Origin of the sequence: Paraburkholderia sp., from assembly GCF_035501035.1 — a bacterium.
Taxonomy (GTDB): domain Bacteria; phylum Pseudomonadota; class Gammaproteobacteria; order Burkholderiales; family Burkholderiaceae; genus Paraburkholderia.
In genome coordinates, this window is sequence record NZ_DATJWR010000043.1 from 1 (window position 1) to 3562 (window position 3562).

General features: G+C 62.9%; 4 protein-coding genes and 1 pseudogene. 4 read left to right on the forward strand and 1 reads right to left on the reverse strand.

Translation table 11 applies throughout. The features are described from left to right. From VMJ11_RS02575 to VMJ11_RS02585, 3 genes are all read left to right on the forward strand, one after another. A partial coding sequence (locus VMJ11_RS02575) for a DUF2282 domain-containing protein (protein ID WP_325616607.1) occupies positions 1 to 198 on the forward strand: 198 nt, incomplete at its 5' end. 22 nt (positions 199 to 220) lie between these two features. Further along, positions 221 to 1057, forward strand: coding sequence for a DUF692 domain-containing protein (locus VMJ11_RS02580; RefSeq protein WP_325616608.1), 837 nt, complete (start codon positions 221 to 223; stop codon positions 1055 to 1057). Beyond that, positions 1054 to 1878, forward strand: a complete 825-nt coding sequence (locus tag VMJ11_RS02585; RefSeq protein ID WP_325616610.1) for a DNA-binding domain-containing protein — start codon at positions 1054 to 1056, stop codon at positions 1876 to 1878. Before VMJ11_RS02580 ends, VMJ11_RS02585 begins: the two co-directional genes overlap by 4 nt. Here the strand turns inward: VMJ11_RS02585 and VMJ11_RS02590 are convergent. Beyond that, a pseudogene (locus VMJ11_RS02590) lies at positions 1770 to 2013 on the reverse strand (IS256 family transposase); the annotation flags it as partial. The gene VMJ11_RS02585 and the pseudogene VMJ11_RS02590 sit on opposite strands and share 109 nt — an antisense overlap. 427 nt (positions 2014 to 2440) lie before the next feature. On the opposite strand from VMJ11_RS02590, the gene VMJ11_RS02595 reads away from it, so the two are divergent. Next, positions 2441 to 3562 (forward strand): phage late control D family protein (locus VMJ11_RS02595; protein ID WP_325616612.1); only part of this gene is annotated, 1122 nt, incomplete at its 3' end.

The following is a 3562-nucleotide window of genomic DNA, read 5'->3' on the forward strand; positions in this document are numbered from 1 at the left end:
GGCGCAGGCGCCGTGGAGAAGTGCTATGGCGTTGCACTCGCCGGCCACAACGACTGCAAGGCCGGGGCGGGCACGACCTGCGCGGGCACCGCGAAGATGGATTACATGGGCAACGAGTTCAAGAACGTCCCGGCCGGTACCTGCGCGTCGATCAAGACGCCGCATGGCCACGGCTCGCTCACGCCGATGGACATGTAATGCGCACCGCCGCCCGACGATCATGAACACGCTCAGCGCATGCGGCGCCGGTCTCGGCCTCAAGCCGCAGCATTACGAGGAGGCGCACGCCTGCGATGCGCACGGACTCTGGTTTGAAGTTCATCCGGAGAACTACATGATCGAGGGCGGTCCGCGCCTCGCCTGGCTGGAGGCTGTGCGGGAGCGCCATGCCGTGTCGCTCCACGGCGTGGCGCTCTCGCTGGCTGCGGATTGCTCGCCGGATACGGTGCATCTCGCTCGCCTGAAGGCGCTGGCCGAGCGCGTTCAACCGGCGCTGGTCTCGGAGCATCTGGCGTGGTCCACGTGGCGCGGCCGCTATTGTCCCGACCTGCTGCCGTTCCCGCGCACCAGCGCCGCGCTTGCGCGCATCGCGGCGAACATTGCGCACACGCAGGATGTGCTGGGGCGGCGCATCGCCATCGAGAACCCCTCGCACTACGTGCGCGTGGAGGGGCACGAGTGGAGCGAGACGGATTTTCTGGCGGAACTCGTACGGCGCACCGGATGCGGGCTGCTGCTCGACGTGAACAACGTCTACGTGAGCGCATGCAACATGGGCTTCGACGCGCTCGCCTGGCTCGATGCGCTTCCCGCCATTGCCGTGATGGAGATCCATCTGGCTGGACATAGCGCCGACGCCGGCACGCCGCTACTCATCGACTCGCACGATGCGCCGGTGGCGGAACCAGTCTGGGCGCTCTATCGCCACGTGCTCGCGCGCACGGGCCCACGGCCCACACTGATCGAGCGCGACGATCATATTCCCGCGTTTGGCGAGCTGCTCGCGGAGCGCGAGCGCGCGCAGTCGCTGCTTGACGCACTCGAGGTGATGGCATGACTACCACGCTCAGCCGCTTCCAGGACGAGTTCGTCGTGGCGCTGGAGGGCGGGGAAACGCAAGACCCGTGTGTGACCGCGCTCGCCGCGCAGCCGGGTTTTGCGGTGTATCGCAATACGGTGCTCAAGGGTTGCGTGGACGCGCTGGCCGCCAATTTTCCCGCCGTGGTGCGGCTCGTGGGTGAAGCGTGGTTTTACGCCGCCGCCATGGACTATGCGCGCCGCGCGCCGCCAGGCGATGCGCGTCTCGTGCTGTATGGGGCGACGTTCCCGGCGTATCTGGCGCGCCGCGAAGCGGCGAGCGAGCTCACGTACCTCGGCGGCGTGGCGCGGCTTGACCGGCTTTGGTGCGAGTCGCACACGGCGGCCGACGAACGCGCGCTCGACGCATCGGCGTTCGCACACCTCACACCCGAAGCGTTCGAGCGCATGACCGTGCGCGCGCACGCCAGCGCGCGCTGGGCGTGGTTCGCGGCCGAGCCTGTGTGCACAATCTGGAATGCGAACCGTATGGGCGCCGCGATGCCGGACCCGCTCGAATGGCACGGCGAGGGCGTGTTGATGCTACGCCGCGCCGGCTCAGTAACGTGGCAGCCACTCGGCCGCGGTGGCTGCGCACTGCTCGATGCCTGCTCGGCCGGCGCCACACTCGGCGAAGCGACGCAGCGGGCGCTGGAGGCCGAACCCGGCGCGGACCTCGGCGTGCTCTTCGCAGACCTCATTTCACGTGGCGCGTTGGCACCCAGCTCGCCACATGAGGAAAACACATCGCAGTCCGAATGGAATGGAGGAAGTCCTTGCTCAGCCTCGTTCTCCAGGTGATGCGTGAGCTCCGCTGCCAGCATGCGCTCAGCCAGTTGCTTCTTCAGTTGCCCGGCCAGGCCTGATTCGCCGAGAACCGACATCCTTGTTCTGAATCTGCGCAAGCAGTTGATCGATCAGTTCGTCAGGGAACAGCTTCGGCGCCTATCTCAAAACTCAGGATACCTATGGATGCGGATAGACTTTATCTCGACCTGTCGTATGGTTGCTTTGCGCTGCTGGTCGTTGTCCTGCTGATGTGGATTTTCTTCGGCGGGCGGCGCAAGCCCTGATGGAAGGGCGTCCTGAAGGGTGCAACATGTCCTTGACGCCCGGTTGGGTTCGCGTGAGGCAACAAGTCACTTGTCATTGTCCGCTTGATCCAGCCCGGGTTGTGCAGACGTTGTGCGTGCAACTTATGCGCGACGCATGTCCATTGTCGCGACAGAAAATCACACCCTGTGATTTTTGTTAAGCCTTGTCAATTCCAGACCCGGCTTATGTGAATTCTTCCCTATATTCGGTAAATTCGATACTGGAGAAGTACCGTCCGTTGTAGTCGGCAGCTTAAAGGAGTGAACATTTGAATTCACGTGATCCAGTGGTGCGTCCGGGTATAGACATTCACCAGTATTACACCCTCGACGTAATTTCGACGGCGAGCGCCGCCCTTGCGGATATCTATTCGTTCAAGGGCACGCGCGGGATGGGGGAGCTGACAAAGTACACCATCCAGTTCACGCACCCGCAGCGTGACCTGCCGCGTAGCGACTACATCAACAAGATGGCGTCGTTTGTCATCCAGCCGCCGCTGGTCACTCGCTGGAGCAGCCCCGAGGAGGCGCGTCGGGTCTATGGCGTGATTACCAGCTTTGCACAGATTGCGAGTAATCACGACCAGACGATGTACGAGGTGACGCTTGAATCGCGCCTCGCGTTGTTGCGCAACATGCCGCGCACCCGCTTTTTCCTCGATACGAATGAGCCCGAGGTTATCAAGCAGATTCTCGGCGAACACGAATTCAACCAGATTTTCGCGGACTTCGATTTCGGTCTTTACCGCACATATCGCAAGCGTCCGATCATCACCCAATGGTGCGAGGACGATCTCAGTTTCGTGATGCGCCTGTGCCGCCGTGTCGGCATCTGGTTTGTGTGTGAGGCGGGCGAACGATGCGAGCTGGTACGTTTCGGGGACGACTTCACGAAGTACATTCACGACAGGGCGCGCTTCACCGTGCCGTATCGGGAGCCGAGCGGCCTGCACACCGTTGGCCGTGAGTCGGTGCAGTCCCTGGCGATGCGCACGACCATGATACCCACCCGGTATTCCGTGCGCAGTTACAGCCCTGAGCAGCCAAATAACGAGCGGATCAACGGCTCCGAGCTGATCCACAGCGATAGCACGACCTACGGGGAAACGTACACCTGGGGCCTCGATCTGGACGACGAGCAGGACGCTGCGTGGGAAGTTGAACTCCGGCAGGAAGCAGCGCTCGCGGAACAGATCGTCTATAGCGGCACGTGTGACATGCTCGACATCGGGCCGTCGTGCGTGCTGGAGCTGTCGAACCGCGAACTGCCCGAGGTGAAGTACGGGTTGCTGATCGTCAGCATGACATGCAGTGCGTCGCGCAAGGAAGGCTACAAGGTCGAGTTCACCTCCATCCCGAGCGACCGGCAATTCCGGATGCCCCTGAAGGAA

What these genes read in the sequence shown, in the direction of transcription:
- VMJ11_RS02585 (WP_325616610.1), top strand. Translation starts at nt 1,054, where the DNA reads ATGACTACCACGCTCAGCCGCTTCCAGGACGAGTTCGTCGTGGCGCTG.
- VMJ11_RS02580 (WP_325616608.1), top strand. Translation starts at nt 221, where the DNA reads ATGAACACGCTCAGCGCATGCGGCGCCGGTCTCGGCCTCAAGCCGCAG.